General features: G+C 51.3%; 20 protein-coding genes. 8 read left to right on the top strand and 12 right to left on the bottom strand.

All coding sequences use genetic code 11. The annotated features are described in order from the left end of the window. Nucleotides 1-25: 25 nt before the first annotated feature. On the bottom strand, nt 26-1,072 hold the full coding sequence (locus ACLHG7_RS06240) for an AraC family transcriptional regulator (RefSeq protein WP_410210172.1): 1,047 nt from the start codon (nt 1,070-1,072) through the stop codon (nt 26-28). 209 nt (nt 1,073-1,281) lie between these two features. On the opposite strand from ACLHG7_RS06240, the gene ACLHG7_RS06235 reads away from it, so the two are divergent. Continuing rightward, entirely contained in the window at nt 1,282-2,274 is a 993-nt protein-coding gene (locus ACLHG7_RS06235; RefSeq protein ID WP_410210171.1) for a lipase family alpha/beta hydrolase, read from the top strand. 151 nt (nt 2,275-2,425) lie between these two features. Continuing rightward, entirely contained in the window at nt 2,426-3,466 is a 1,041-nt protein-coding gene (locus ACLHG7_RS06230) for a lipase secretion chaperone (protein WP_410210170.1), read from the top strand. 98 nt (nt 3,467-3,564) lie between these two features. Here the strand turns inward: ACLHG7_RS06230 and ACLHG7_RS06225 are convergent, their stop codons facing one another. After that, nucleotides 3,565-4,527: a metal-dependent hydrolase gene (locus ACLHG7_RS06225; RefSeq protein WP_410210169.1), complete on the bottom strand. Its 963-nt coding sequence runs from the start codon at nt 4,525-4,527 to the stop codon at nt 3,565-3,567. 152 nt (nt 4,528-4,679) lie between these two features. Between ACLHG7_RS06225 and ACLHG7_RS06220 the strand changes: the two genes are divergently transcribed. Beyond that, entirely contained in the window at nt 4,680-5,345 is a 666-nt protein-coding gene (locus ACLHG7_RS06220) for a TetR/AcrR family transcriptional regulator (RefSeq protein ID WP_410210168.1), read from the top strand. A 165-nt stretch (nt 5,346-5,510) separates the two neighbouring features. Further along, nucleotides 5,511-6,425, top strand: coding sequence for an alpha/beta fold hydrolase (locus ACLHG7_RS06215; protein WP_410210167.1), 915 nt, complete (start codon nt 5,511-5,513; stop codon nt 6,423-6,425). Nucleotides 6,426-6,477: 52 nt separating this feature from the next. Here the strand turns inward: ACLHG7_RS06215 and ACLHG7_RS06210 are convergent, their stop codons facing one another. Beyond that, the gene (locus ACLHG7_RS06210; RefSeq protein ID WP_410210166.1) at nt 6,478-7,116 is read right to left on the bottom strand and encodes a glutathione S-transferase family protein; all 639 of its coding nucleotides are present in this window, start codon (nt 7,114-7,116) and stop codon (nt 6,478-6,480) included. A 171-nt stretch (nt 7,117-7,287) separates the two neighbouring features. Then, the gene (locus tag ACLHG7_RS06205) at nt 7,288-8,508 is read right to left on the bottom strand and encodes an alkane 1-monooxygenase (protein WP_410210165.1); all 1,221 of its coding nucleotides are present in this window, start codon (nt 8,506-8,508) and stop codon (nt 7,288-7,290) included. Nucleotides 8,509-8,739: 231 nt separating this feature from the next. Here ACLHG7_RS06205 and ACLHG7_RS06200 point away from each other — a divergent pair, with 231 nt between their 5' ends. After that, nucleotides 8,740-10,329: a Na+/H+ antiporter gene (locus ACLHG7_RS06200; RefSeq protein ID WP_410210164.1), complete on the top strand. Its 1,590-nt coding sequence runs from the start codon at nt 8,740-8,742 to the stop codon at nt 10,327-10,329. Nucleotides 10,330-10,380: 51 nt separating this feature from the next. Here ACLHG7_RS06200 and ACLHG7_RS06195 read toward each other — a convergent pair whose 3' ends face one another. Continuing rightward, complete coding sequence (locus ACLHG7_RS06195) at nt 10,381-11,199, bottom strand: hypothetical protein (RefSeq protein ID WP_410210163.1); 819 nt, start codon at nt 11,197-11,199, stop codon at nt 10,381-10,383. A 741-nt stretch (nt 11,200-11,940) separates the two neighbouring features. Here ACLHG7_RS06195 and ACLHG7_RS06190 point away from each other — a divergent pair. After that, on the top strand, nt 11,941-13,767 hold the full coding sequence (locus ACLHG7_RS06190) for a protease pro-enzyme activation domain-containing protein (protein ID WP_410210162.1): 1,827 nt from the start codon (nt 11,941-11,943) through the stop codon (nt 13,765-13,767). 47 nt (nt 13,768-13,814) lie between these two features. Here the strand turns inward: ACLHG7_RS06190 and ACLHG7_RS06185 are convergent, their stop codons facing one another. The 6 genes from ACLHG7_RS06185 to ACLHG7_RS06160 all read right to left on the bottom strand — a co-directional run bounded on the left by ACLHG7_RS06185 (nt 13,815) and on the right by ACLHG7_RS06160 (nt 20,690). Then, a complete protein-coding gene (locus ACLHG7_RS06185; RefSeq protein ID WP_410210161.1) occupies nt 13,815-15,029 on the bottom strand; it encodes a copper resistance protein B in 1,215 nt (404 codons plus the stop codon). A 3-nt stretch (nt 15,030-15,032) separates the two neighbouring features. Then, nucleotides 15,033-16,697, bottom strand: a complete 1,665-nt coding sequence (locus tag ACLHG7_RS06180; RefSeq protein WP_410210160.1) for a copper resistance system multicopper oxidase — start codon at nt 16,695-16,697, stop codon at nt 15,033-15,035. 58 nt (nt 16,698-16,755) lie between these two features. Next, nucleotides 16,756-17,328, bottom strand: a complete 573-nt coding sequence (locus ACLHG7_RS06175; protein ID WP_410210159.1) for a c-type cytochrome — start codon at nt 17,326-17,328, stop codon at nt 16,756-16,758. Nucleotides 17,329-17,424: 96 nt separating this feature from the next. Beyond that, nucleotides 17,425-17,754 (bottom strand): hypothetical protein, encoded by a 330-nt coding sequence (locus ACLHG7_RS06170; protein WP_410210158.1) that lies wholly within the window; start codon nt 17,752-17,754, stop codon nt 17,425-17,427. 309 nt (nt 17,755-18,063) lie between these two features. Continuing rightward, nucleotides 18,064-19,533 (bottom strand): ArnT family glycosyltransferase, encoded by a 1,470-nt coding sequence (locus ACLHG7_RS06165; RefSeq protein WP_410210157.1) that lies wholly within the window; start codon nt 19,531-19,533, stop codon nt 18,064-18,066. Then, nucleotides 19,530-20,690, bottom strand: a complete 1,161-nt coding sequence (locus ACLHG7_RS06160; protein ID WP_410210156.1) for a glycosyltransferase family 2 protein — start codon at nt 20,688-20,690, stop codon at nt 19,530-19,532. The genes ACLHG7_RS06165 and ACLHG7_RS06160 overlap by 4 nt, the downstream gene beginning before the upstream one ends. Before the next feature lie 251 nt (nt 20,691-20,941). Between ACLHG7_RS06160 and ACLHG7_RS06155 the strand changes: the two genes are divergently transcribed. Both ACLHG7_RS06155 and ACLHG7_RS06150 read left to right on the top strand, forming a co-directional pair. Then, nucleotides 20,942-21,628: a heavy metal response regulator transcription factor gene (locus tag ACLHG7_RS06155; protein WP_410210155.1), complete on the top strand. Its 687-nt coding sequence runs from the start codon at nt 20,942-20,944 to the stop codon at nt 21,626-21,628. Beyond that, on the top strand, nt 21,609-22,994 hold the full coding sequence (locus tag ACLHG7_RS06150; protein WP_410210154.1) for a heavy metal sensor histidine kinase: 1,386 nt from the start codon (nt 21,609-21,611) through the stop codon (nt 22,992-22,994). The genes ACLHG7_RS06155 and ACLHG7_RS06150 overlap by 20 nt, the downstream gene beginning before the upstream one ends. Before the next feature lie 29 nt (nt 22,995-23,023). Here ACLHG7_RS06150 and ACLHG7_RS06145 read toward each other — a convergent pair whose 3' ends face one another. Then, a complete protein-coding gene (locus tag ACLHG7_RS06145) occupies nt 23,024-24,577 on the bottom strand; it encodes an FAD-dependent monooxygenase (RefSeq protein ID WP_410210153.1) in 1,554 nt (517 codons plus the stop codon). Nucleotides 24,578-24,668: the final 91 nt, after the last annotated feature.

Raw genomic sequence — 24,668 nt, 5'->3', positions numbered from 1 at the left:
TAGGTCAGCCTAAGAATACAGCCCTTTATGCGCGCTCACGATTAGCACGATACTCACGCGGCGACAGCCCCATCCAGCCGCTAAACGCCCGCGTGAAATTGGCAGGATTAAGATAGCCCAATAGCCCAGCAATGGTCTGGATGCTGAGAGAGGTACTCTCCAAAAGATTCAACGCATCGCGCTGCCGTGCACTCTCCAGTAGCTCACGATAACTCGTGCCATGCATTTGCAGACGGCGGCGTAGGGTGCGTACTGAGGTATGTAATTTTGCCGCAAGATTCTCTTGCGTCGGATAACTGCCCTCGCTGAGGATTATCAGTTCATAGACACTGCTCATAAAATCCTCGCGCTGACCACCCATCAGCGCACTTTCTCGCTCACACTGGATGATCGCCTGCTTTAACGCAGCAGGATTGGACATCGGCAAAGGACGATCGAGCAGTTCGGCAGGAAAGCGCAGTTGGGACGCAGGCATGTCGTAACGGATCGGCGGAAACTGGTCGCGATATTGTGGGTAGTAATCCTGCTCAGGATAATCCAGCCAAAGCTCACCGTGGATATCCGTACTGCCCAGTAGCAAGGTAATCGCGCGGTAAAAGATCGCCATCAAGCAGTCAAAATGAACGATGCGCAAGGTCTCGGGATACGGAGTCAGCGCATAGAAATGCATCACCCCCCAGCCATCCTGCTCAAAAAAATGAAACTGCAGCGTGCGTTCGCGGATATGCCAAAAGCGCTTGAGTAAGTCCACTACCTCGCGCAAGGTGCCGCTGCACACCAGTGCATAGCCCAGACTGCCATGTGCAGTAGGGGGCAAGCGCAGGCCAACCTCAAAGCCCAAACCATGATTGCCCACTCGCTCAACGATCAGCGCAGCAAGCCATGCATAGGTCATCGGCGCGATCAAGCCTATCGGGTCATTCAGGTCGGTTTCGCTGAGCCCGACATCGCGAATCAATGAACGTGGTAACCCCCGCTCCTCGGCAATGCGTAGGACGGTCTGTGCATAGGACACATGCACCACCGGTTGATATAACCAATCCTGGTCTTTATCGATATTATCTAGTGCCATCCGATTTGGCCGAAAATGATAGTAATTTTGACCGCTAAGCATCTCACAGAGTCACCCTGTCTGGCAAATATAATGACCGCGCTTAATAAATAAACACCAGATGGAAAAATATGTGACTCACATCACCATCTGATTGACTTCACGTCAAATAGTCACAATGACACGGGCAGTAAAGCCCCTAATAACACGAAGCATCATAAGGATATACTATGAAACTCACCCTCTCTGCACTGCTGATCACTGGCGGTCTGGCCGTCACCAGTTTAGCCTCAGCAACCACCGCAACCTTTCAACTCTGTAGCACCGCAGGCTGTCGTACAGGCGGTAGTCAAACCGTGACCTCCACTTACGCGCAAACCAAATACCCGATTGTCTTTGCCAACGGCATGGGCGGATTCTCCTCCATCGCGGGGATCTACAACTACTGGTATGGCATTCCTGAAAATCTAACCGCAAACGGCGCCAGTGTCTTCGTCTCGCAAGAAGCGTCTTTCAACTCCTCAGAAGTGCGCGGCGAACAACTACTCAATCAAGTGCAGCAGATTCTGGCGATCACCGGCGCAGCCAAAGTCAACCTGATCGGTCATAGCCATGGCGGTCCATCCGTGCGCTATGTGGCGGGCTTACTGCCGACCAAAGTCGCTTCCGTGACCGCTGTCGCTGGCGTGACCTTCGGCTCACCAGTCGCCGATACCGTTCAAAGCTTGGTCAACAGTCCTGTCGGTCCGATCCTTGCACCGGTGATCTCTGCGGGGATTAATGCATTCTTTACCATTGTGGGCGTCTCCTCGGGTCAATACTACTCGCAAGATTCTCTGGCGGGTCTAAGCTCGCTGACCTCTAAAGGCTCAGCAGCGTTTAACGCCAAATTTCCACAAGGCGTACCGACCAATCAATGCGACCAAGGCGCAGCGGTTGCTAATGGCATACGCTATTACTCATGGGGCGGTACAGCGGTGTGGACCAATGTCCTCAATCCTGCGGACTATCTGGTCGGCGCGACCAGTCTCTTGATCCCCGGCGCAAGCGACGGCCTAGTACCCCGCTGCTCCAGCCACTTGGGTCAAGTGATTCGCGATGACTACTATCAAAATCACTTTGATGAAGTGAACCAAGTTGCCGGTCTGATCAGTCCGTTCACCACCAGCCCAGTGACCCTGTTCCGCCTGCAAGCCAACCGCTTAAAAACAGCAGGTCTGTAATCGCGGAAATGCATGTTTGCCATGCTATAAAAGCGAGTAATTAAAGACCTGTGATAAAAGAAGGACAGCGTTGCTGTCCTTCTTGGCTTATCATCAAGCCTCATGGTTCATCACTGATCCAGCACCCGATAAAAACATGGAATGTTCAACAATGCCTTTTTCAGCAAAACAAAAGAAAACCTTCGTCGTGTTGACGATCCTCATCTGTCTGCTTGCGGTCTCAGCAATCTGGCTACTTAAACCCGCACCATCGACCACCGCCACCAGTAATGCCCCTGTTGTCACGCCAACGCAAACAACAGCCAGCGCACCCACACTGCCAGCCCAGTCACCACTTAAAGCCCACGGCCCATTGCCTACGCTTGCGCCTTCATTGCAAGGCACCCAAATTGACTGCCCGCTACAAGTAGATGCCCAAGGTCAACTGGTTCTGACCATCGGCATTCGTAACTGCTTTGATTATTTCTTATCCAGCCTCGGCGAAAAAACCGAAGCGCAACTGATTGCAGACATCCGCCTGTATCTCACCAGCACGCTGCCCCCGACGGCACTGCCCTATGCCTTAAAACTGCTGGATCAATACATCGCCTACATGCACGCCAGAACCCAATCCGGTCCGCAGTCCAAAACCATGACCCCAGATTCCTTACAGGCGATTGTGTCTGCCCAGAAAAATCTGCGCATGCAATTCTTTACCCTTGCTGAAGCCACGGTGTTTTTTGGCAATGAAGAAGCCTATGACCAGTACTCGATTGATCAGATGCGGATTAATGCGGATAAGAGTTTAACAGCAGAACAAAAAGCAGCAAAAATCGCCGGACTGATCGACCACCTGCCCCCCACGCTTGCCGACAGTGTCCGCCCGCTCATGCAATACGCAGAGCTGCAACAACTGACCAAAGACATTAAGGCACGTGGCGGTTCGGCAGAAGAGCTCCATCAGATGCGTGAAAGTCTGGTTGGTAGTGCCGCTGCGGGACGCCTCGATCAACTGGACGTAGATAATGCAAGTTGGCAACAGCAAGTAGATGGCTATCTCAGCGCCCGTGAGCAAATCAAAGCGAGCTACAGCGACCCGGTGAGTCAGCAGAACGCCATCACCGCGCTACGTAATCAAACCTTCAGTACCCCTGAACAGCGCCTCCGCGCCCAGACGTTTGAAACCATGCATGACTCAAACATCAAACCCTAGGGTTTCGATGTAAAGGCATCGATTTTAAAAAGTTCCCTTTTTAGCCCATGCAGTCCATCGCATGGGCGTTTTTTATGGGATGACCTCAGCCTGATATTTTAGGCCTGTGCCCCTTGAGCAGCCAATGGCGTGATGGCATCCGGTTTCTGCGTTGCAAGATAACCCACTGACGTCTTCAAATAAGCCAACGCTTGCTCAGTAGATCCTTCATTAATCGGGTTATAACTCGGGGCAAAATAACTCAGCATCTTACCCGCCAAAAACGGTAAGGACGGCAACAAATCGCGCTGAGTTGCACTCTGCCATTGCTGACGAAACCACGGCTTTAAAATGCTTGGATCAACTGGGACAGCGGGATGTTTGCGCAAAATCTCCGTACAGCCTTGCACCCACAGCACAACCACCACCGGAACCGCCAGCCCCGTGCACAGATAGCGTCCAAAATAACCGCCGCCCACACTTTGGTAAATATCAAACACTGTACTGCGGTGCTCAACCTCCTCAGCACCATGCCAGCGCCATAAGTCCAGCATCACCGGATCAGCCACATCATCCCAAGTCTTGTTATCCAGCACGTACTGCCCCAAAACACACGCAATATGCTCAAACACCGCCATGCAGCCCAAGCGGAAAATCAACCATTCTTTTCGCATGGATTCAGAAAAACGCAAGCCCAATGGCGCATCCCCCAGCAGCTCATCGAACAACCAATCAATGCGCGCCATATAATGCTCAGGAAAAATATCATACACCTTCAGATGCTCATCTGCGGCACTGCTATGCGAACGGGCATGCATGGCTTCCTGACGGATAAAAGCGCGGGCATCTTCCAACAATTTTGGATCATCGATATAAGGAATCGCTTTATTGACCATGCGGCACATCCAGAGTTCCCCAGCAGGGAAAATCATATGGACCGCATTCATAAAATGACTGGCAAACGCCTCACCCGGCATCCAATCAATCGGGGTCTCACGCCAGTCAAATTTCACTTTGCGCGGGATCAGTTGATGTGGCGAACTCGATGCCTTGTTGTGCTTGCTTTTAAACATGATTCCCATGATGCCTTCTCCACGAATCACCGATATTTCGAATAAAAAAACACAGAAAATGAAACCTATAGACGTGACAACAGCATGCGCAAAGCATATCCATGCTTAAACGATGCGGAAGGTGTATGATGATTTCTATATCTTGCAGTGAAATGTTAACGTTGTCAACTTCAAATAAAACAGCCATGGACGATAAAACTGTGAACATCGCCTATCATCACGGCAATCTACGGACGGCATTGGTTGATGCGGGTCTTGCGCATCTGGAACTTGCTGGAGAAACCGGCAAAGAATTAAACCTCCGCGAGCTTGCACGGCAGGTCGGTGTCTCCGCAACCGCGACCTATCGCCACTTCGCCAATAAAGAAGCGCTATTGACCGCCATCGCCGCAGAAGGCTTTCGCCGCTTTACTGCCGCGCAAACGCTCGCCTTCCTTGCCGAGCCCGACCACCGCAAAGCGTTCTTTGCCACGGGTCGCGCCTATGTCCAGTTTGCTCAGCAGCAACCCGCCTTATTTAAATTGATGTTCAGTAGCTTCGCCTCTAAACAGCAAGACCCTGAAATCAGTGAGGTCATGGAATTCGCCTACTACGGACTGCGCAAGCGCGTAGCCCTCGTACTCGACAGAGCAGATGACGATCCCATCGTAGCTACGGCGGTATTGCAAGCATGGAGCATGACGCACGGGCTGAGTCACTTGGTCGTTGATGGACTGGTGGAAAAACTCACGGATAATCTGGAGAGCACAATCGATAACGTGCTACGACAGACGATTATTTCGAATTCGAAGTTTCAAGGGGCAGAGCGGAAGGAAGAGATATCTTAATCAAGGTTAGTGCGATGGCTCATCATCAGAGCAAACTGACGTCTTATCACCAGCCAACACGATATCGTCTGATACAACAAGACAATGTCCGAAATATTTTGCCAGTGCTTTTATGCCGAAGGTTACCTAAAATCCTGACCTTTATCGCAACAAATGAGACAGTGCATGCTGACAATACCCCTGCGTGATGGAGAACAATTACAAGTTCGTGTCATAGGACATGGGGCAACACCAGTGATATTGTTGCATGGCTTCGGCTCTCAATCGGCACACTGGTTACCAAACGTCTGGCCCTATACAAAGGACTTTCAGTTTATCCTACCTGATTTGCGCGGGTTTGGGCATTCACATCGTACACCGCTTAATCAACAAGATGCACTGCTGAATTATGCACAAGATATCATCGACGTGCTGGATCATCTCGGCTTAGAAAAAGTGATACTGGCTGGGATCTCATTGGGAGCACTGATCGGACTCAAGATGAATCAGTTAGGGCATTTTGATCGGGTCAGCCAATATCTGCACATTGACCAACCCCCTCAAGTTCGCAATGTAGATGGCTGGCAAGATGGGTTATTTGGCTGCGAACAAGCAGCGATGTTTGAACGATTTACTCAGCTTTTAGAGCAAACCAAGTCGATAGGACTGGACACAGCGTATCTGGATCTACCCAAAACGTTACGGTATGAGATGATCACCTTGTTTGGTGATTTCTTTGGCTACGCCGTCAGCCGAACCAGTCAACGTCGCATGCTGAAACTGGCTTTTCGATATGGCGAACCGATCATCGCAGGGCGCTTGATCCCAACCGCGCGCTGGGCGAGCTACATGCAAATCATGAATACCTATGTAAACCTCGACACCGATATGCGTGCGACTTTGCCTGAGATCAACATTCCAATGATGCAGATGGTCGGAATGCGTTCGCTGATGTATCCGCCACAAGGGCAACTGGTCATTCAGAATTTAGTGCCCCACATCGAGGTAATACGGTTTGATGACGCAGGACATCTCCCCATGCTGGATCAGCCTCTGAAGTTTCAACGTGAGTTTCGTCGATTTTTATATGCCAGAACATAGTACAAAGATGCAATAAGCTCCAGCTTATTGCATCCTACCCCTACATTTACCCTCAATCCGCCTTAGCAAAATGCGCCATCTGATCCGCATGGGCTTTTTGAAATGCTGGGCGAGCGATTGCACGGACGACATAAGCACGACAAGCAGGGTATTCAGTTAAACCACCCAGTCGTTCGATCAAGCGCAGCACATCGGCCATCAGAATATCCGCAATCGAAAACGCCCCCGCCAGCCACTCACGATCGGTCAGAACCGACTCCATATGCTGCAAGCGAGCGCTGAGAAAAGCCTGTAGTCGCACCAGTTCAGGCGTTTCAAACGATGCATCGGAAAACTTAAAGATTGACCACGGTAGGCTGGCCATTTCAACCGAATTCAGCGCGGCAAAGAGCCACTCCAGCACTTCACTGCGTCCACGCGGGTCTGTTGGCAGCAGCTTGCTACTCAGCTCGCCAATATGCAGCAGGATCGCCCCGCTCTCAAAGATAGAGATATCGCCATCCATCAACCATGGTACTTGTCCGAAAGGCTGGTGCGCAAAATGCTGCGCGTTACGCTCTTTAAAAGGGACGCCTTTTACCGTGTACGGCAGCCCTGCTTCTTCCAGTGCCCAGCGCACACGGATGTCACGCACAAAGCCGCGCGGCATATCGGGAACCCAGTCAAATGTGGTGAGGATCAAATCAGACATATCAAATTTCCTTTTGCATGTGTCTTAAAAAAAGGTTGAAGGAATGAGTCGCTTAAGATTAGCAGGAATTCACGTGAGATATATACAAGGCGCAGGAAGTTAAGCACCATTCAAAATACAAAAAAATACCCACCTTTCGGTGGGTATGCGCATAAGCTCGGCACTTACAACTTATGACTCTGCTTTTTCTACCAATTGCTGATCGACCACACCGTATTTCGCAAATAAGCGAGCACGGGCTTTTACATGGACATTGGCTTTGTTCAAGTCGCCTTTATAGTTGTCCACCACGCGTTGATCCATCAGCTTGAACCACCAGCTAGGAATAATCGCAGGCAATAGCAATGACGCATAACCTGCGGGCAACTGAGGCACATCTTCAAAATGACGCAATGCCTGGAATGAACGTGTTGGAAAAGCATGGTGATCCGAATGACGCTGCAACTGGTAGAGGAACAGATTGGTCACCATGCTGTTATTATTCCAGCTATGCTCAGGCATGGTCCGCTCATACTTACCATTGTCCAGTTTTTGACGCTTCAAACCATAATGTTCAAGATAGTTGATCACCTCAAACAAGGTGAAGCCATACACGGCTTGCGTCGCCATAAACGGGATCACCCGACGACCAAACACCGCAATCATCGTTGCATGGAATGCACCAGCCATGGCCCAGCCCTGCAAGAGCTCATTGTCCAGTGACCACCAGCCTTTACCACGACGCTTAAGACGTGTGGTTTCAATTTCAATGGCTGATTTAAAGCTACCGATCACGGTACGTGGCCAGAATTGCCAGAAGCTTTCACCCATTTGTGACGACGCTGGATCTTCAGGCGTGGCAACACGTTTGTGATGACCATACGGGTGTTCGATACGGAAATGAATATAACCCGTTGGCAACAATGCCAAATGGGATAAATAGTGATAGGTTTTCTCAGACTTATGGCTCAATTCATGTGCGGTATTGAGCGCAATACCATTTACCGCACCGACAGACATGCCCAGCACAATCTGGTCGATCAAAGGTGTGCCTTTACGGCTCGCAGCGTAAGCACCCACAATGGTGGTCAGATATTGCAAGGGAATATACGCTTTGACGATGCGCATATAATAGGGGTCTTGCTCTAGCTGTTTGATCGCTTCTTCAGGATGATTTTCTGCATCGGCACCCACCATCTTATCAATGAATGGGATGACGCCATGCAACATGATTGGACCGAGAGCGGCCATCGCACGTAGCTTTTTAGGGGCAATGGCATAGCTTGTCGCAGCGGCTAAACCAATTAATGGTAGCGCTGGGCTAAGCAACCACAAATAACGTTTAGGATCTTTATGCTTCGGTGTCTGTTCTGACTTCGGCTTTAACGTCGCAAGTTGGGTAGTAGCATTCATGAGGCTTCGCTCGTTACTTTGTCATCTATAGTCTTGGGCTATGATTCTACAAAACACCCTCCATAACCAGACTGAATCGTCCGAAAAACTTGTGTTAAACGCTTTTAAAGTCTTTGTTCTATGCTTAAGACATACGTCTCACCACCGATTCATTCAAATTCATACCCCCACATAAACTGCCAACTAGTCTACAATTCCCCTCAATAACCCATTGTTTGATACAGGCCTTCCATGACCTCAGTCGAAACCTTTAAATTTATTTTGCTCTTACTGGTCGCGGTATTGGGGCTGGAGCTCATTGCCAGACGCCTGAAGCTGCCGTCCTCTGCCGCGCTGCTGCTTGGCGGCATTGCGATTGCTTTCTTACCTGACATCCCCTCCTTTCATATCGACCCCGAATTGGTGCTGATCATCTTTTTGCCGCCTCTCTTGATTGATGGCGCATACTTCACGGTCTGGTCAGATTTTAAGAGAAATATCGGCGGTATCCTGTGGCTGGCACTGGGTGCAGTCATCTTCACCACTTTCACGGTAGGGATGGTGGTGCACTGGATTATCCCCACCCTGCCTTGGGCAGCCTGCTTTGCACTCGGTGCCGTGGTCTCCCCGCCGGATGCCGTGGCGGCCAAAGCCGTACTCGGCAAGGTTAAACTGCCCCGCCGCCTGATGGCACTGCTCGAAGGCGAAAGCCTACTCAACGATGCCACCGGACTGGTCCTATTCCGTTTCGCAGTGGTTGCGGCATTGACGGGCACGTTTAGCCTGCAAGAAGCGGGTGTGTCCTTTTTGGGGCTGGCTTTAGGTGGTTTGTTGGTCGGGGGCAGCATCGGCTTCTTGGTGGTTCGCATCTTTCGCCATATCAAGCAACCGACCTTGGTCATCATGGCATCTGTCCTTTGTCCTTGGGCGGCCTACATCGGCGGTGAAAGCCTGCATGTCTCGGGCGTGATCTCAACTGTGGCTTGCGGCATCATCTTCGGCTGGTATCAGCACGACATCCTCTCCGCCGAAGTTCGCGTACAGGGCGGCGCTTTCTGGCGCGTCATGATCTCCACCTTTGAGGCATTGGTCTTTATTCTGATCGGTTTGTCGCTACGCGACGTGATCAGCGATCTGGACAATCACAGCATGAGCACCTTGCTCGACACCATGCTCTATCCTATCGTGGGCGTCATCATCACCGTGATTCTATCGCGCTTTATCTGGGTTTACGCCACCGACTATCTCCGGGTAGGCATCCGACGCTTATCTGGAAAACCCGCACGACCTCCGTCTCCCGCCTCCTCCTTCTTGCTCAGTTGGGCTGGCATGCGCGGCGTGGTCACCATTGCCATTGCCCTCACCCTGCCTGAGAACATGCCAGGGCGTGACCTGATCTTGCTGTCAGCGTTTGCCGTGATTCTATTTACCGTATTGATTCAAGGCAGCACCATCGGCCTCGTGATCCAGCTTCTGAAGCTTAAGGATGATCCGCATCCCCGTGGATTGCTGACCGCAGCACAGACCATGTACCGTGTGGAATCCGCACAGCTCGCAGTCGTTGAGGCACTGGCATATGATGACGCAGGTGTATTGATCCATACCCGTTTACTTGAGCAGTATACCTACCGCACCCGTATCACGGAGCGCTATAGCCAAGCACCCGAAACCTTCAGCGACCAACAGGCGGCACATTATGACGTGATCTTAGCTGCCGTCGCGGCTGGACGTGCCGAACTGCTCAAGCTGCACCGCTCAGGTCAGATTCATGATGAAGTACTGCATGCACTGGAAAGCGATCTGGATCTACAGGAGATTACGGCGATGAAAAATCGGGAGTAAAGCTTGACCCACGTAGCATGGGTTTTGACTCATGCTACGTAGTCTTTACGCTTAGCGCTTCCGCTCCGCACCCTCAGCGCTCCCCTCAACCGACACCCAGCGATCCGGTGTCAAAATCCGACTTTCCATACCCGCAGTCACTGTGGTCATGAAAGAAATAAAATAGTCCTGTTGCGCTGTATTGACGTTATTTTTAAAGATAAATGCGCGATAGGACTCAACCAAACCCTTGATGGTCTCCGACGTAGAGTCAGACAGATCGGCAAACAGAATCGGATCCTGATCCGCCAGTCCCGTCGGTTTTAAGGTCGTGACCAAGAAAGGACCAGACTTCTGACGCAGCGCATCCCTGATCACCTCTGAGGAAACATGGCGACTGATACTCTGCAACATCAGACTGGAATACTTAAAGTCATAACGCGCGATATTGATCGCCCGCTCTCGGCCGTCGCGGCTATAGCGCTTCAACATCTCTTTAGGATCTTCTTCCTTGCCGTCCTCACGGCTGGGAATACAAAACAAATTCAAATTCGCAGGTTTATTGCGACCGACCGCTTGATTGGAATCCACCACAAAAGGGTCTTCGATCCCGTCCGTCAAGACTTGCAAACGATTCTTCTGATCACGCGTCAAACTCTTCGAATCCTTGGCGCGCATCAAGACAAAGGTATACGCCCCAAATTGATCGGTCTGCATATTATCGGTAGGTACTTTGATGAACAGATTGTTATTTAAGGAAATATATGAACTGGGCGGCGGTCCCACTACGGGTACAGGTGTCGTTACCGGTTGTTTTGCACATGAGGAGAGTAGCGCTGCCAAAAGCATGCTTGCGGCCAATCGTGACACAGGTTTATGGAATGTGTTCAAAGAAAAAAATCCTTCTAGATATTATTGTTTGTTATGGGTTGATCATAGCGGTAAGCCAAGCCGCTGTGCAATAAGCCAAATCGCTGCGGAGTTCGATTCTCGGTCATCGATAGCAGGTCACAAAGTGAATCAAACCTTTTCAAATGTCTTCGATACCTTATACAGTCAAATGCTAGTTTTTTATGCCGCAGGATCGATCACGAATAATCTACATTAAATATCCACACAATCTACACATAAAATCCATCATTAATCTCTCCCTGCAAAAATACGCACAGTAAGTCCGCAACATTCACTTTTTCACAAATAACTGGTACAAACCAATTTAAAATCAAAACGATAAATAGTGATCGAATTGACTCAGGGAGCACTTTATTCACTTATACATATATGTTCGGATATAATTCATATTAGAAATCACATACATAGATTTGTAACCTGACATTTCAATTTAAAAAATAAACATTAAATAACAAATATTTATGCAACAAAATCCACATCAAAAATAATAAAATATGTGAATAAATATTTATTAAACATTCGTACTTGTTCGGTTTTTCAATTAAAAAATTGATTTTTCAATCGATCAGTTCTCATTATTAGATTAAACGCACTCATCACCCCAGACTCCCCATCTTTTCTTATGCGTCAATTTATCGTAAGGTCGGTTGGTCTTTAATGTTGCTTACTTCAACATCCATTAAAAATGCGTCAAATCCTCATTAATAATCGGAGTTAGATATGGATCGTGTAAAATCTAAGCGCCTTACCCAAGCGCGGCGAGTTTCGTTCGTATTCACCGCACTATCCTTTGCAGTGACAGCATTATCGGTTCAGGCATCGGTCACCCCAGAAGCATGGGTCTCAACCAAAACCAAAGTATTTCATCTGCCAGCCGCAACCCCAACTGGCGCAAGCATCGCCACCGATGCCGCCCTCGCCAGAACGTTGGCTAGCACTCAAAAAGTCTCGATTACGGTCGTGCTCAAACCCCACAATGAAGCACAGTTGGATCAGCAGGTTGCTTTTGCGCAATCCGGTGGTTCACGTCAGTTTCTAACGCCTGAGCAATTCACCACCTACTACGGCGCACCACAAGCCGATGTAGACAAAGTCGTGGCCCACTTGAAAAAATCTGGTTATAGCGACATCAGCGTCTCGCCAAACCGTTTGTTTATCAGTGCCAAGGGCACCGCTGCCAACGTCAAAACCGCGTTTAACGCCTCGTTGCAAGGTTACCAAAAAGGCAAAAAACACGTTTATGCCAACACTACAGACGCCCAAGTACCCGCCTCTTTGAGCCATATCATTGAGGGTGTACTGGGACTGCAAAGCGCGGTAACGTCCCATACTTACCACCATCTCGTGTCAGAGGCCCGCACGGCTTCTGTGCCCACTGTTGCTGCTGATGGATTGCAGACCAATGCCGCCACCACGCAAATTTCTCTGCATGACCCCCTTGATTTTGGGCTGATCTATGGCGGACCCGTCGCCAATCTTTCGCAAGGCTATAACACCTCAGTCGGCATCATTTCCTGGGGCGATGTCAGCGATGTCAAGGCAGATCTCGACCTGTGGTTTACCAAACGTGCGCTACCCAATATTCCCGTGACTGTTGTTAATGTCGGCACAGGCGATCACATCGGAAACGATCTGGAATGGCAACTCGACAGCCAAGCCATTGTCGGTGCTGCGCGTGGGCGAGTAAAAGAACTGATTATCTATAACTCAGCTGTGACTAAACAGAGCGATGGCTCCTATGGACCCGCGAATGACGATATCCTTGCCGCGATGAATAAAGTCGTCACCGATAATAAAGTAAAAATCGTCAACATGTCCTTCGGTGAATCAGAAGGTGATGAAAGCTACCGTGCGGCTGAAAACACCGTGTTTAAACAAGGTGTGCTGCAAGGCATCACCTTCTCGGCCTCCGCTGGTGATGAAGGTGCCTATGAAGACTCAACCGGCGTCCCCGCCAAAACCACCTCGGTTTCATTGCCTGCAACATCCCCCTATGTCGTCTCTGTTGGCGGCACGGAATTGACCACCGTGGGGACGGATGCCTACTCCGGCGAAACCACATGGAATGAAGGCTTGTCTTTCGATGATAGTCTGAATGCTAACCGCATCTGGTCTACTGGGGGTGGTTTCAGCGCTTATGAACCTGCGCCCAGTTGGCAACCGAAGACATTGACCGGTTCTACCTTCCGGGCGATTCCAGATGTCGCATTTGATGCATCAGGCACCTCCGGTGCGATTGTCTACTATCATGGCAAGCGCTATGGCGTCGGCGGTACTAGCCTTGCCTCGCCGATCTTTGTCGGTTTGTGGTCACGTATTCAAACTGTGCATAAAAACGCACTGGGCTTCCCCATCACCAGCATCTATAAATACTTCCCAACCGCAACAACGGCTGGCGTACATGATGTCACTGTGGGTAATAACGGCGTGACAGGTTCACCGAGCTTCTCTGCCGCCAAAGGTTGGGATCCGGTTACAGGCTTCGGCAGCTTTAATGCCTTGTCATTGTTAAAATTCATTAACCTGAATCCCGACTTTGCCAAGTGATAAACGCTTAAAAAAATGACCCGCTGTCAGCAGCGGGTCCATCACATTCAAAACCACAACCTCACCCCAGCCACCGCCATCGTCTGACTGACTGACTCACCCTTGGCGCGGACATATTCCGCAGTCTTGCCATAGCGCTGCTCGGTTTGCACCCCAATATACGGTGCAAACTGACGGGTGATGTCATAGCGCAGACGCAGACCCGCTTGCAGGTCACTCACCCCTCGCCCAATCTCACGTGCGGGATCATTCTTGCTGTAAATATTGGTCTCAAGCGTCGGCTGCAAAATCAAACGCTGGGTGATGCGCCAGTCATAGGTCGCCTCAAGACGCAGCGCCGCACGGCCCGCATCCCCCACATATACCGTACCGCTTAAATCCACCCAGTAGGGAGAAATCCCTTGTAGTCCGAGCGCCAGCCACGTGCGGTCTTTGCCTGCGCCGCTGTCTTGGCGGACTCCGAGTTCGGTATTCCAAAAGGTCGTGACCGGTTTACGCCAGAGCAGTTCAGTGCGTGCATCCTCCAGATCACCATTGCTGGTCGAGCCTTCGGCTTTGATGGCGAGACGATTGTTATCGTTGCCTACCCAGCCTTCAAGGTCATAGTTGGCGATGGTCTTGCCTTGATCGCGTGCTACTTCCAATTGATTGACCAACAGATTAGCAAAAGTGCCCGTGCCCATCATATGCGGCGGGGGGATCGGACCAAAGTCACGACCTTGTGAGTAGTCTGGGCTGCGCGCATCGGCTGGCGCTGCGCCGCCTTGCATCTTGTTGCCCATCGTCATACCGCCCATGTCCATGCCGCCATGATCCATGCCTGGCATATCCATTTGGCTATGGTCCATGTTTGACATGTCCATCTGACCTTCTTTCATGTTCATCTGGCTATGGTCCATCTTCGACATATCCATCTGATCATCTTTCATATTCATCTGACTATGATCCACCTTTGACATGTCCATCTGACCGTCTTTCATATTCATCTGATTATGATCCATCTTTGACATGTCCATCGCAGGCATGGCCTTAGCCGTGTCTTTGGGCGCTTTTACTTGAGCTTTGGCTAAAACAGCGACCTTGGCTGGCGCCGCAACTATTGCTTTGCTTTTGCGGGCAGTCGCAGGTTTGGCTTTGGTCGGGGTGCTCATATCCATGCCGGGCATCGACATATCCATGCCTTTTTCCATCTCTGCGGCAAAGGCAGGCAGACTCATCATACAGAGCATGGAGGTCAGTAATTTTTGATTGATTGCTCTCATAGGTCAGTCCACCACCACTTCACGAAACATCCCCGACTCCATGTGGTAGAGCAAGTGGCAATGCCACGCCCAGCGCCCCGCCTCGCCCGTCACATCGAAGGAAATCTTCTGTGCGGGTTGTACAACGATCGTATGCTTACGCACTTGGAAGTCACCCTCGGCGCTCCTCAAATCACTCCACATGCCATGGAGGTGCATCGGATGGGTCATCATCGTGTCATTGACCAGTGAGATGCGCACTCGCTCCCCCTTGCCTAGTCGTACCGGTTTAGATTCATGAAAAGTCAGACCATCAAAACCCCAGATATAGCGCTCCATATTGCCAGTTAGATGCATTTCGATCTCGCGAGAGGGTTCCACTTGTTCTGTTTTGGCTGAACCAATCGAATGCAGATCGGCATAGGTCAGCACACGGCGGCCGTTGTTGCGTAGATTGACTCCCGCATCATCCAGATTGGTGCGCGGCATATCGACACGCTGATCAACGCTGAAGCCGTATTCGGTCTTGGCGTGGCGCGACATGGTCTTGCCCGACATGCTCTTTTCTGACATAGCTCCCATCATATCCGTCATGCTCAGCCATTGGATTTTATCCAGCGCCGGGGTCGGTGCTTTTAAGCCTGCTTGCACCGCAAGCGTGCCGCAGGCATAGCCCGTGCGGTCAATGTTTTGGGCAAAAATGGTATAGGCATCATCGGTCGGCTCGACCAGCACGTCATAGGTCTCCGCGACCCCGATGCGGAACTCATCCACAGTCACCGGTTCCACAAGCTGCCCATCACTGCCGATCACCATCAACTTCAAGCCGGGGATACGCACATCAAAAATCGTCTGCGCACTGCCATTGATGAATCTCAGGCGCACCTTGTCGCCTTTGCTAAACAGCCCCGTCCAATTCGACGCAGGATTAGTGCCATTCATAAGATAGGTAAAGGTATGCGCGGACAGATCGGTAAAGTCGGTCGGCATCATACGCATTTCATTCCACATCTTGCGATCCGCCACCGCGCGCGTAAAGCCGTTCTTGCGAACATCGGCAAAGAACTGCACCGCCGTCGGCTGCTGATAATTATCAAAACCAGATTCCATTTTTAGTTTGCCGAGCAGCCCCATCGGATCGGCATCGGTCCAGTCCGAGAGCATGATCACGTGATCACGATCCGCACGGATAGTCTCGCCGCCCCTCGGCTCAATCACGATCGCGCCCATCATGCCCGTCTGCTCTTGGAAACCCGAGTGCGAGTGATACCAGTAGGTGCCACTTTGCAAAAGAGGAAATTGATAGATAAAGGTGCTATTCGGTGGAATACCTTTAAAGCTGATACCGGGTACGCCATCCATCTGATAAGGCAGGATCAAGCCATGCCAATGAATCGAAGTATCCTCTTTCAGGCGATTGGTCACACGGATAGTGACCGTTTCACCTTCTTTGAAATGCAGCACAGGTGCAGGCAAACTGCCATTGACCACCGTGGCAATCTTGGTCTTGCCGGTATAGTTGACACTGGCTTCATCGACGACCAAATCAAAGGTATTCCCCGTCAAATGTGGCACTTGACCGTTGATCGCAAAAGGTCGCGTGGACTTGGCCCAGACCCCTGTACTTGCAGCGAGTCCCGCCACAGCAACGCCCTGCACAAACTGGCGTCTCGAAATTTGATGACTCATACCCACCTTCTCAATAACTTTAAAATGGCTTCAATGCGGTGCATCAAGGATGATGACCTTACATCCCATCGTGCGACATGCCTGCCATACCACTTTCACCTTCAGGCGGTGCAGTAACAATCTGATACACCTCGGGGCTCATCGTTGGCATCTTTTGTAAGAACGCCACCATTTCCCAGATGCGTTCATCCGTGTGTGAAGAGCCCCATGCTGGCATACCACTGGCCTTAATCCCATGCTTAATATACCAAAATTGGCGTGCGGCACGTTGCTTGGCATCAAGATCCATACGATGTGGCAAAGCCAAGTTAGGGGGCTGGGGATAAAGACCTGCGTTTAAATCCGAAGTCGTTTTGCCAGGCTTCAAATGACAACCTGCACACATCTCGTTGTAATCCTGCCCACCTGCGAGCAGCATTTTGGGATCATCCAGATTGGGCACCTGAATGTCTTTGGTGCGTGTTGCGATTGAACGCTCTCGCATGGTATCCAGCGCCCAGTAGACCGCTTTGGTATGAGGGACATCGGCGCCCATCGGATAGACACCCGAATAGATAAACGCCAGACCGCCAATCGCGGCAACACAGGCACCGACAATGCCCATAATCACAACCGATTTTAAAAGTTTCACGATCCTGTCTTCCTGATCATCAGCACGTTATGCTGGGGTAATTCGACTGCCTGAGACAGCACATCGTCTCAGGTGATCGACTGCTTATGACGTTTATCAGTTCGTGGCAGGCATCGACATACCTTTCATACCCATGCTTTCCGAATCTTTCATCTTCATGCCTTTCATGTCCATGCCTTTCATATTGCCATGATCCATCGCAGGCTTGTTCGTCGCAGATGACGCTACAGCCGCACACTTTTGCATCATGGCCAGCATGACGGGATCCTTAGGGTCCATCTTCTTTGGCATGGCATCACATTTCGCACCCGCTTTGGCTTCAGCAGCCTCTCTCGCATGCTCGGCTGGATCGTGGGCGAAAACACTCTGTGTAGCGAGCGACATCACGGCAACCAAGGTCAGCATTTGATGATTTAACAATTTCATGACGATCTCCAGATTTTGAAAAAAGTTTCAACACGTGTAACCGTATTGAGATGACCTATCATCGCTGATGCGTGCCAACAGCAACCTGTCAGCAACATGACAAATATGTCATTTAACGTCTTGCACACGGACGTAATGAACGACAACACCACGTCTGCCCTTCTCTGTTTATTTTCAGGATTCAAACGGACACCATGCCCTATTGAATAGTGCTGAAGATCATCCCCCTTGCTGATCAACAAAAAAGGGTCAGTCCGATGACAAATGCGTCATCGGACTGACCCTCAGAAGGTGGATCATGGCGATGGTTTAAAGCGCGGGGCGGCTCAATGATGATTGAGGTGCAAGCGTCACCAAACTCCACTTCGCCTGCTTGTTCACCACCACCACAGGTTCTGTCGTCATGGCTTGCAGTGCAGCAACATGCTTGGTCTCAACGATGGCATACACCGAACCCTGCGCAAGACGAGTGATCAATGCAGCATCACTGTCGATTCTTTCAATCGGCTGCTGCCAGTAAAACCACGCCGAAAACGGACGCTGACCACTGTAGACCAGCACATCCTGTGGCTGATGAAGTGCCGTATAGGCTTGGATCAGCGTTTTGGTCGACATACCCTTGCCCGCAGCATCCATACGCCCCAGTTGCACCAGTGTCCCAATATACACCAGTGCGATAAAGGCCAAACCGAGATAGAGCACGCGACTCACTTGCGGCACCGGGAAACGCCGCGCCAGCCAGTCTGCTGTGAGGAGCGCCATAGCTGGCAGTGCCGGCAACACATAGGCAATGATGATATTGCCCGCCATGGTAAAGAACAGACACGGCGTCAGTGCCCAGATCAGCAGATAGCGTCGCCACCCTGGGTCAATGACACTAGATCCCTTCGGCAGCTTGCGCCACCACCATGCTGCCACTGGCAAAATGATCGTCCACGGGATAAATGCCGCCAAAGCAAACAGCCAGATCATGCCACGTGGACGCGCATGGGCCGTGCCGTACAGATCACCCTTCCAGCCGCTCTGGGTAAAGCGATCCCAATGCTCACCGACCAGAAAATAATGTAGAAAACCCGGGGTGTGTTGTTCCGCCAAGGCATACCACGGCAAGGCCAGTGCACAGGCTAAAATTACGCCCCAGAGCCACGGGAAGGCCTGCCAAACCCGCCCAAGCTGCCGCTGCCATAACGTCCAGACTCCAAGAGGAAAACCAACCAGCACCAACACCAACGGGCCTTTGGCCAGCAGCCCCAATGCAATCCCGAGAAACAACCACCAGCGACCCAACCACTGCGTAGGAAACTGAAGCGTTTGCCAAAAACCATACATCACCAGTGTCGTGCCAATCACCAAGGTGACATCAGTCATCACCGCACCGGACGCCACAAAAAACAATAACGATCCACCCAGCAGGACTGGTGCATAGACCGCCCCAGCCGCCGACCGTTGCCGCGCCAGCAGCCATGTCAGATACGCAATAACCAAACCACCGAGCAGATGCGGCAACCGCGCGGCAAACTCATTAATACCCAAGCCCTGCATACTGAGCGCGGTCAACCAGAACGACGCTGGGGGTTTACCCCAGAACGGCACCCCTTGATCAAACCACGGTGTCACCCAGTCCTGATGCACGATCATAAAGCGGGCAATCTCGGCATAACGTGCCTCGGTGGTTTCCATCACCGGATACAGGCCCAGTGTCAGCAAACGCAGCAGCAACAATGCCGCCAACGCCAACCATAAGCCCTTAAAACGTTGTGCAATAATCGGCTGACTCACACCACTCTCCCAGAACGTGCAGCCACCTGCGGTTTTGAGGTATTCGATTCATTTTCCAGATCAAGCGTAGCGATGGCCTCTGCAATCAGCTCTTTACTGAGCTCAGGGCTCAAAGGGGCAGGATGGTAGGCATATAACGACTCATGACGTGCCATGTGGCTTTGCTCTCTCTGCGCAGCCTCTGCCGCTCTCACCGCAGGGTGATAATAATCCAGCAGATACAGTGGACGATTCTTGCTCTCCATAAACAAGCGTCCCATATACTCGCCCAGTACCCCAATGCCCATCAACTGCAAGCCACCCAAAAACAGGATGGTAATGATCAACGATGGAAAGCCATGCACCACATCACCGATCACCCACGTCTTGACCAGAAAATAAAAACCATAGCCAAACGCCATCAGCGCACTCAGCATCCCGACATAGGTCGCCACTTTCAGCGGCGCGGTTGAAAACGCGGTAATCCCTTCCAGTGCAAGGTTCCATAAGCGCCAGTAAGGCCACTTGCTCGTACCCGCAGCGCGACCCGCACGGTTGTAGTCCAGCGTCACCTGACGAAAACCCACCCATGCAAACAAACCCTTCATAAAGCGGTTACGCTCAGGTAATTGATTTAAGGCATCCACTACCCGCCGACTCATCAAGCGAAAATCACCGACATCCTCAGGAATCGGCACATCGCTTAAGCGGTTGATCACCCGATAAAACATCGAAGCCGATGCCTTTTTAAAGCGGGTCTCCCCATCACGATGACGACGGCGCATATTGACCATGTCTGCCCCATCTAACCACGCCGCAATCATTTCGGGAATGAGTTCAGGCTGATCTTGTAAATCCGCATCAATGACCACCACCGCCTCGCCGCAGGTCAGACGCAAGCCTGCAGTCAACGCCACCTCTTTACCGAAGTTACGACTAAATCGCGCGACCCCAATCTGTCCGCCGGCCTGCTGGAGTGCCTGCAATATCTGGGGTGACTGATCGTGGCTGCCATCATCCACATAGATAATTTCACTACTGTAGGGAAGCTGATCCAGTACAGCCGTAAGCCGCGCATGGAAAATGGGCAGCACTTCTTCTTCATTAAAGACGGGCACAACTACGCTCAAAGTGCAGCGCACCACATCATTCTGGGTCAAGGCATCAGGGATCATCATTACACTCCTAATAGGGTTGATAAGACCCAACCCGATCAGATTGCGTCGTATCTTAAATGTTTAGCGCGAGGAATAAGCAAGCATGCGTTGCGAGGCACAAGTCAAAATAAGCAAGTACAGATCATCCCATCGCCATCCAACAAAATGATGTCAATATCATTTCAGATTCATGACAAATTTGTCATGTTGCAGACAATCATTGGCTTAACGCGCTATTCTTTAACGCTAAGGCAGTAAGGGCGCGGTGAGAGATGAAAATCTTATTAGTCGAAGACGACCAGAAAACAGGTGAATATCTCAATCGAGGGCTCAGTGAAGCAGGCTACATCACAGACTGGGTTGCTGATGGCCTGACGGGTCAGCATCACGCCCTCAGTGAGCACTATGACCTGATCATTCTCGACGTCATGTTGCCCGGGCTTGATGGCTGGTCGATCCTCAAAGCCATCCGCGGACAAGGGTTCTCCATGCCTGTGCTGTTCCTCACCGCCAAAGATCAGATCGAAGATCGGGTAAAAGGACTTGAGCTGGGTGCTGATGATTACCTCATCAAACCCTTTGCCTTTGCCGAACTGCTTGCGCGCGTCAAAAGTTTACTGCGCCGTGGACAACAGCGTGATGAAGATATCCTGACCTTCTCAGACCTTGAATTAGATCTGCGGCGCAGACGCGTCAACCGAGCCGGACAGCGCATCGACCTGACCGCCAAAGAGTTTGCCCTGCTGGAACTGTTTATGCGCCGTCCATGTGAGATTCTGCCACGCTTGCTGATCGCCTCCTTGGTGTGGGACATGAACTTTGACAGTGAAACCAACGTGATTGATGTTGCGGTCAAACGCCTGCGCCAGAAGATTGATCAAGGACATCGCCCGCGCCTGATCCAGACCGTACGCGGCATGGGCTACGTTTTGGAGATGGATGATGAAACAGCTCTTTAGCGCGATCAGCCTGCGCATCAGTCTAATCTTCACCCTGTTTACCGCGCTGATTCTACTGATCATGGGCATCGCCATTCATCAACTGGTGATGCAGCACTTTGCCGAACAGGATCAAGACCTGCTAAAAGGCAAAATTGCCCTGATCGACAACCTGCTCCAGCAGACCCCACATAATCCGCCACTGCTTAAACAACAGCTTGACGATGCCTTGGTCGGACACCACGGTTTGATTGTCCAGATCGAACGACCAATCGGCACGCGCATCTACGCCACCTTGCCCACACCGATCACCGTCCCGCCAGCCCCAGACGACCGCCCATCGATACTGCATGAATGGCAAGTTGCGCAGCAGCCCTATCATGTCATCACGGTCCAGCGTGCCGCGACCGCAGCACGAGACAGTGACCGTATCATTGTCGGTCTCGATATGATGGAGCATGTCCACTTTCTCGATGACTTCCGCCGACAACTACTGATCATTGGTGGGATTGGCACGTTTAGCCTGATGATCTTGGGCTGGCTTGCCGCATGGCGTGGACTGCGCCCCGCGCAATCGATGGCGCGTGTCGCCGAAAGCATTACCGCACAGCACCTTACCAGCCGCCTTGATATCGCTCGCGCACCTTCGGAACTCAAGCCCCTCGCCAGCGCCTTTAATGACATGCTGGACCGGCTCGAATCCACCGTCAGGCGCCTTGAAGACTTTTCCTCGGATCTGGCGCACGAACTGCGCACGCCGATCAATATTTTGCTTAACCAGACCCAAGTCTCGCTCTCGAAAACCCGCGAAGTCTCCGACTATCAGGAAGTGTTGTTTTCTAATTTAGAAGAATTTGAGCGACTGGCGCGGATGATTGCCGACATGCTGTTTTTGGCAAAAGCCGATAACCACCTCGCCTTGCCCCATTTACAACAGATTGATCTGGCACACGAGATCAGCATTCTGTCTGAATATTATGAAGCGCTTGCCGCAGATAAAGACATGCTCCTGACCTTCTCTGGTGCAGCCTCGATGCAAGGGGATCAACTCATGCTGCGCCGCGCACTGGGCAATTTGATCTCTAATGCCATCCGCTATGGCAAGCCCAATAGCACCATCACCACGAAACTGGTGCAGGATACCACGTCGATCCTGATCACGATCCAGAATCAGGCCGACCCGATGTCGCCCGAACAGCTCCAGCGCATCTTTGATCGCTTCTATCGCGCTGACAGCTCCCGCAAACGTACCGACGACGGTTCAGGACTCGGCCTTGCCATCACCAAAACCATCGTGCAGGTTCATGGCGGTCAGATCGAAGCGACCAGTGATCAGGGGCTGATAACCTTTAGCATTCGCTTTCCGAGCACTGCGGTGAGGCCCTAGACAACCACTTAAGACTTCAATACCTCTTATTAGCCCATCGCATAATTTCTCGAGGAAAAATAGTGGCTCAACGTTGTCGTTGATGCCTGGGGATCGACCAAGGCCACAAAAGTATCTGGTCGCAGCAAGTAAAGCGCATCCTCAGTCAAGCCAGCTTTGTGATGCTCCTCAGTCCAATCAAACAGATGCAATGGCACGTTATGCAGTTCACACCACGCGTAGATCTCGGGTGTCACCGTGCCATAGATATGGACTTGCCAGCCGATATGCGACAAGTACGCATAGTTGTCAGACCCTTCTAAGGCGACCCACGGCAAGCGGTCACCACCTTGGACTGAACCCGCCTTGCCTTCGCTCAACGGACTCTCGTGATAGTTCATCATGGTCTGAGAAACCAGCCGAAACATCAGTTCACGCACGCTCTCAATTTTGGATGCCGTATTCATGATAAGCGGTGCAATATGGTCTTTCACAAAATCGGCTAGATGGCTTTCCGCAGTGACCACGGTGAAAACCCGATCGGTGGTATTAACCAGTCTACGTGCAAAGGCTTGGCGCTCGATGCTGTAACTGTCGAGTAAGCTATTTTCCAAGCCACTCTCCAAATCATTTTCCAAGCCATCAGACGCCTGCGCTTTTAGAACTGCCGCGAGTTTCCAAGCCAGATTGATGGCATCATGAATGCCCGTATTCATGCCTTGCCCACCCACTGGACTATGCACATGTGCGGCATCGCCCAGTAAAAAAGTGCGCCCGATCCTAAAATTGGACGCAACCCGATGATGCACATGGTAAGTCGAAAACCAATTGACCGTGGTGATCTGAATCCCTAAACCGCGAATCGCATCAATACTCACATCGTCAAAGACCAACTTCTCGGCGTGTTCCGCACGCTCATCTTTCACGGTGCCAATCAGTCGATATTGATTGCCATGTCCATAAGACATCAACAGTACGAAGTCGCCCTTGTCAAAAGCAACGTGTAACTCTCCTCCGGGCTGCAAGCCCTCCACCTCGACATCCGCCACATAGAACACATGCTGATAGGTCCCGCCTTCAAAGTCAGTGCCAAGCCCATGTCGGATTACTGATCGCGCCCCGTCACAACCCGCCAGATAGCGAGTCTCACACATCTGCTCGCTGCCATCTGGCAGACGCAAGCGTGCACTCACAAAGTCACCCTTATCCTCAAAAGCAATGAGCTCCACGTTCCTTTCAACCGTCACCCCCAACAGACTTAAGCGCTCCACCAGCAGGCGCTCATGTTGATCTTGTGGGTAGACGAGCACAAAAGGGTACGGTGAAATGTCCGCGCCGGCATCGCCTAAAGAAAGTTGTGCCTTGTGTTTGCCGCGTACCCACATATTGACCGCTGGATTTTTATGTCCGGCGGCAATGACAGCATCGGTCAAATTAAGCTGGCGATAGAGTTCGAGGGTACGTGCATGTACCGCCATGGCCCGTGAGGTCTCTCCGGGTCCCGCACTTTGATCAATAATCCGGACAGGAACACCCTGTTTCGTCAGCCACAGTGCCAGCGTCAGACCCGTTGGGCCAGCACCTACGATGAGGACTTTTTCCATGACGCGCTCCCGAGTAGACATCCATGACGCTAAGATCAATGTAGAACTCGTTGGGGTGATCGTCAAGGTCAAATTCTAAGCAATCCAGTAA

Origin of the sequence: Aquirhabdus sp. (assembly GCF_046462495.1) — a bacterium.
Taxonomy (GTDB): domain Bacteria; phylum Pseudomonadota; class Gammaproteobacteria; order Pseudomonadales; family Moraxellaceae; genus Aquirhabdus.
Note: the sequence above shows the minus strand (reverse complement) of the source record. Positions and strands in the feature narration are given on the sequence as shown.

Bases quoted from the DNA above. Each gene is read 5' to 3' on its own strand.
- ACLHG7_RS06240 (WP_410210172.1), bottom strand. From the start codon at position 1,072: ATGGCACTAGATAATATCGATAAAGACCAGGATTGGTTATATCAACCG.
- ACLHG7_RS06235 (WP_410210171.1), top strand. From the start codon at position 1,282: ATGAAACTCACCCTCTCTGCACTGCTGATCACTGGCGGTCTGGCCGTC.
- ACLHG7_RS06230 (WP_410210170.1), top strand. From the start codon at position 2,426: ATGCCTTTTTCAGCAAAACAAAAGAAAACCTTCGTCGTGTTGACGATC.
- ACLHG7_RS06225 (WP_410210169.1), bottom strand. From the start codon at position 4,527: ATGGGAATCATGTTTAAAAGCAAGCACAACAAGGCATCGAGTTCGCCA.
- ACLHG7_RS06215 (WP_410210167.1), top strand. From the start codon at position 5,511: ATGCTGACAATACCCCTGCGTGATGGAGAACAATTACAAGTTCGTGTC.
- ACLHG7_RS06210 (WP_410210166.1), bottom strand. From the start codon at position 7,116: ATGTCTGATTTGATCCTCACCACATTTGACTGGGTTCCCGATATGCCG.
- ACLHG7_RS06205 (WP_410210165.1), bottom strand. From the start codon at position 8,508: ATGAATGCTACTACCCAACTTGCGACGTTAAAGCCGAAGTCAGAACAG.
- ACLHG7_RS06200 (WP_410210164.1), top strand. From the start codon at position 8,740: ATGACCTCAGTCGAAACCTTTAAATTTATTTTGCTCTTACTGGTCGCG.
- ACLHG7_RS06190 (WP_410210162.1), top strand. From the start codon at position 11,941: ATGGATCGTGTAAAATCTAAGCGCCTTACCCAAGCGCGGCGAGTTTCG.
- ACLHG7_RS06185 (WP_410210161.1), bottom strand. From the start codon at position 15,029: ATGAGAGCAATCAATCAAAAATTACTGACCTCCATGCTCTGTATGATG.
- ACLHG7_RS06180 (WP_410210160.1), bottom strand. From the start codon at position 16,697: ATGAGTCATCAAATTTCGAGACGCCAGTTTGTGCAGGGCGTTGCTGTG.
- ACLHG7_RS06170 (WP_410210158.1), bottom strand. From the start codon at position 17,754: ATGAAATTGTTAAATCATCAAATGCTGACCTTGGTTGCCGTGATGTCG.
- ACLHG7_RS06160 (WP_410210156.1), bottom strand. From the start codon at position 20,690: ATGATGATCCCTGATGCCTTGACCCAGAATGATGTGGTGCGCTGCACT.
- ACLHG7_RS06155 (WP_410210155.1), top strand. From the start codon at position 20,942: ATGAAAATCTTATTAGTCGAAGACGACCAGAAAACAGGTGAATATCTC.
- ACLHG7_RS06150 (WP_410210154.1), top strand. From the start codon at position 21,609: ATGATGAAACAGCTCTTTAGCGCGATCAGCCTGCGCATCAGTCTAATC.
- ACLHG7_RS06145 (WP_410210153.1), bottom strand. From the start codon at position 24,577: ATGGAAAAAGTCCTCATCGTAGGTGCTGGCCCAACGGGTCTGACGCTG.